The organism is Bacteroidales bacterium (assembly GCA_012517825.1).
GTDB lineage: Bacteria > Bacteroidota > Bacteroidia > Bacteroidales > JAAYUG01 > JAAYUG01.
The window spans coordinates 1-4,266 of sequence record JAAYUG010000135.1; the positions used below are offsets into that span (position 1 = coordinate 1).

The window sequence follows — 4,266 nt, forward strand, 5'->3', positions numbered from 1 at the left end:
TGGCCGCAATGTTTATTCCTGAGCCGGGTCCGGGTTCAGCCAGATGGCTGCTGGTGCTTCTTGCCGTGATCATTTTTGCCTCATTTTTCAGAGTCTCCCTGGGTGACGGAAAACTTGCCACCCTGATGCCCCAGGCAACTGTGTATGTTATTCTGCGCTTTCTTATTCTTCCTCTAACTGTTTTTGTTCTTGTGCTGCCCTTCTCATCGTTCTATGCTTTCTGCCTGGCTTTCCTTTTCCTGATGCCTGCTGCAGTTGCTTCGCCCACTTACGTCTCCCTCTTTGACATTTCAGTCAATATGCCGGTACTTGTTCTTGTTTTCAGCAGTTTTCTTTCCATCATTACCATACCGTTGCTTACCCCGTTGCTCTTTCACGGCCAGGTTCATATCAGTTCATGGCCCTTGCTGAAAGCTGTTCTTCTGACCATTTTGCTTCCCTTTCTCCTTCATCTGCCTGTACGTAAAGTTCCGGAAATTTCCAGGGTAATTTCGGAGAATCTTTCCCTGATTACCAGCATTAGCCTGGTTATTATGCTTCTGATTGCAATTTCTTTGAACAGGAAGCTGATATTGGCCGATCCGGCCGGAGTATTAATCGATTTTATCCTTGGCACTGTTGCCTATGTACTGATGTTTTTTTCCGGCTGGCTTATGGGTTTCAGGAAAGGGATTGATTATAAAATCAGCAATTCAATAAGTTCAGGAATGAACAATATCGGCCTCGGTATTTCGCTTTCGATCCTGTATCTGAAACCGGAAGTTTCTGTTTTTCTGATTATGGCCGAGTTTGTCTGGGTCTTTATATTACTGCCTGTACGGTTGGTGTTCCAGAAAGTGCATCGAACGGAATCCGGGTTAAAGGAATAACACAAACCAGACTGCATTTTAAAAATCGATCATAGCCTTCATTACGCCGTCACGGTATTCAGCAACAAGGTCAAAAGCATCTTTTGCTTTTTCAAAGGAAAATCTGTGGGTTGGCATGAGGCTCACGTCAATTTTACCCGAGGAAAGGTAATGAAGTGTCTTTTCAAGACAATGATTCTGCCGGCGTACATTCTGGATACAGATTTCCTTGTGGCGGGTTTTGTCAACCGGAACCGACCACCTGTCAAATTCAGGAATGCCTATTATCATGAGTTTTCCACCCGGTTTGAGGAGGTCAATGGCCTGGTCAAGAGCTTCCTGCTGACCACAGCATTCGAAAACGGCATCCAGCAACAGAGGTTCTTCTTTGCTGATAATTTCAGTAACAGGTTCCCTGGTTACATTCAACGCCTGAAAGGCACCGCTTTTTTTTGCAATGGAAAGGCGGGCATCAATTTTATCAGTCACGAATATCCTTTCCGCGCCTTCCGCCTGAGCCGCCAGAAGAACGCTCATCCCTATAGGCCCGAATCCTAAAATTCCAATCTGCTTTCCTTTCATGGGAACAGATTGCTGAACAGCATAAACCCCTATGGCCAGTGGTTCAGAAATAGCGGCCTGGTCGGCCGTCATGTTTTCAGGCAGCGGGTAACAGCTCGATTCAGGCATTATAATATATTCCTGCAGGCATCCTTCAGCCTGTCCGGGACAGCCAAGAAACCGCAGTTTTCTGCAGGTATGCGGCCGGCCGGCAAGGCATTGATCGCATTCCCCGCAAGGCATGGCTGGTTCAATGGCTATACGGTCCCCCGGTTTAACCCGGGTAACCTTTTTCCCGGTTTCCACAACCGTTCCTGCTCCCTCATGCCCAACCGGAAAAGGATACCGGACAACCTGGCTGCCGATTCTCCCCGTGGTATAATAATGAATATCGGAACCACAGACTCCGACTACGTCCATCCGTATCTTAACGTCCCGGTCATTTATTATTTTCGGTTCCGGCACTTCCAGCATTTCCATCCGGCGAATGCCTGTCAGCATCATGGCTTTCATACTGTGAGCATTTGAATTTTCGTTCCTAAATTATGGAAAATTTCCGGTATTGATCGGAAATGGTCCAAAGATACCGATATCCAACTTTTAAATAAACTCAGGTTACATAGTATATTTTTTATTTGACATGCAGAATTAAAATGATGGAACAAATCATTCGTAATAGTCATGGAAAACAAAGACTTTGAGACCTCAATGAGTTGAACTCTGCTAATCAAATTAATTTAGTATAGGCCAGGTTAAGGTGGCTTTAAAATAAAACCAGACGAATTAAAAGTGGTACATTCTCAGAGTAATGTAACATATATTCAGCCTTTTGGTCGAGTGGTAAACAGAAGCAGTTTTTCCTTACGCTCAAATTCTTTATTTTTGGCTTTTCATTACATAACGTTATGCGGAAAGAAATTCAACAATTGATTCGGAACGAAGCGGACGCTATTTTAAATATTCCTGTTGCAGAACACTTTGAGCAGGCATTGGACCTGATCTACAACCGCGTTCATCTGAAGGGAGGCAAGGTAATCGCCAGTGGTATGGGGAAAGCAGGGCAGATTGCAATTAATATCGCCACTACGTTCAGTTCTACAGGTACTCCGGCTGTGTTTCTGCATCCGGCAGATGCCCAGCACGGCGACCTGGGCGTATTACAACCCAATGACCTCCTTCTGCTGATTTCCAACAGCGGGAAAACACGTGAGATTCTCGAACTGTTTGATCTTGCCCGCAATCTTATACCCGGTATACCGATTATATTGATTACAGGAAACCCCGAAAGTCCCCTGGCCAGAAAGGCCGATGTTACCATTTTTACGGGCGCCCCCCGGGAAGTCTGCGCTCTCGGATTAACTCCCACCACCTCCACTACGGTAATGACTGTTATTGGGGATATTCTTGTGGTAATGATGATGAAACGAATTCGTTTCTCTCCTGAAGATTATGCCAAACGGCATCATGGCGGATATCTCGGAGCCAAATCAAGGGAAATTGCAAATAACGACAAGAAAAAATAGCATCATGCGCCTTCTAAAAGAACAATCCCTCGGCTTGATGATCGATGTGCAGGAAAAACTCTTTCCTCATATGGCAGATAAGGAGATTCTCCTGAAAATGACCGGGATTCTTTTGCGGGGACTTCAGATACTCGGGGTGCCTGTTGTTGTTACCCAGCAGTATACCAAAGGCCTTGGTTCTACAATTCCTGAACTTGCAGGCATTCTTGGCCCATTTACTCCTCTGGAAAAAAGATCCTTCAGCTGTTGTGATGCTCCTGATATTTTTAAAACCCTGAAACAGCATAATCGGAGCAATATTATTGTTTTTGGCATCGAAACGCATGTTTGCATTCTGCAGACAACAATCGACCTGATCAATGCTGGCTTCACCCCGGTTGTTGTTGCCGACTGCACCGCATCACGGAAGCCTTATGACAAGGAAATAGCCCTGCAGCGAATAATTTCAGAGGGAGCTGTGATTAGTACAGCTGAATCTCTGCTGTTTGAACTTACACGAACCAGCGAAGCTGATGCATTCAGAACGATTTCAGCACTGGTTAAATAGAAAGGAAATATTTCATGCAACGTATTATTACTCTTGGCGAAACAGTTCTTGATATTATATTCCGGAACGGTGAACCCAAAGCGGCCCGGCCTGGCGGAGCCATGCTCAATACCTCTATTACGCTTGGCCGGCTTGGACTTCCTGTTACCTTTATCAGCGAATATGGCAAAGATGAAATAGGAAATCTGGTTGATGCCTTTCTTCGGAACAACGGAGTTGATACCTCGTCAGTATTTCGCTTTTCCGAAGGTAAAACGGCCATAGCTCTTGCCTTTCTTGACGAGCAAATGAATGCTTCCTATTCCTTTTACAAGGATTATCCTGCAGAAAGGCTTCAGACCATTCTGCCTGATATAAGAAAAGATGATCTGTTTGCCTTTGGGTCATTCTTTGCAATTACCCGGGAAATCCACAGGCCCCTTTCCCGAATGATCCGGCAGGCCAAGGATAAGAAAACAATTATCTACTACGATCCGAATTTCAGAAAAGCCCACCTGAATGAACTCGACCTTCTGCGGCCGGTTCTGATAGAAAACTTTCGCAACGCAATGATCGTGAGAGGTTCCCATGAGGATTTCCGTTATATTTTCGGGGCAGCCAGCGCTGAAGAAGCATTCGATGCCATCGGAAAAGACAACCTGATTCTCATTTATACCCAGAGCGCCGACGGGGTAACCCTTATTACGCCCTCTTTGAAGAAACATTTCAGTGTGCCGGCTATAAAGCCTGTCAGTACCATTGGTGCCGGAGATACCTTTAATGCGGGAATCCTTTATGGTCTGGTAAA

At 45.4% G+C, this 4,266-nt stretch carries 5 protein-coding genes; 4 read left to right on the plus strand and 1 reads right to left on the minus strand.

Features of this window, described 5'->3' with window-relative positions:
• On the plus strand, positions 1 to 869 hold an 869-nt coding region (locus GX419_09125; GenBank protein ID NLI24852.1), incomplete at its 5' end, for a hypothetical protein.
• 18 nt (positions 870 to 887) lie between these two features.
• Here the strand turns inward: GX419_09125 and GX419_09130 are convergent.
• Positions 888 to 1,922: an alcohol dehydrogenase catalytic domain-containing protein gene (locus GX419_09130; GenBank protein ID NLI24853.1), complete on the minus strand. Its 1,035-nt coding sequence runs from the start codon at positions 1,920 to 1,922 to the stop codon at positions 888 to 890.
• Between the two features lie 392 nt (positions 1,923 to 2,314).
• On the opposite strand from GX419_09130, the gene GX419_09135 reads away from it, so the two are divergent.
• The 3 genes from GX419_09135 to GX419_09145 all read left to right on the plus strand — a co-directional run.
• Positions 2,315 to 2,932 carry an SIS domain-containing protein gene (locus GX419_09135; GenBank protein ID NLI24854.1) on the plus strand — a complete coding sequence of 206 codons (618 nt, stop codon included), beginning with the start codon at positions 2,315 to 2,317 and terminating at the stop codon, positions 2,930 to 2,932.
• A gap of 4 nt (positions 2,933 to 2,936) precedes the next feature.
• On the plus strand, positions 2,937 to 3,479 hold the full coding sequence (locus tag GX419_09140) for a hydrolase (GenBank protein ID NLI24855.1): 543 nt from the start codon (positions 2,937 to 2,939) through the stop codon (positions 3,477 to 3,479).
• Positions 3,480 to 3,493: 14 nt separating this feature from the next.
• On the plus strand, positions 3,494 to 4,266 hold a 773-nt coding region (locus GX419_09145; protein NLI24856.1), incomplete at its 3' end, for a carbohydrate kinase.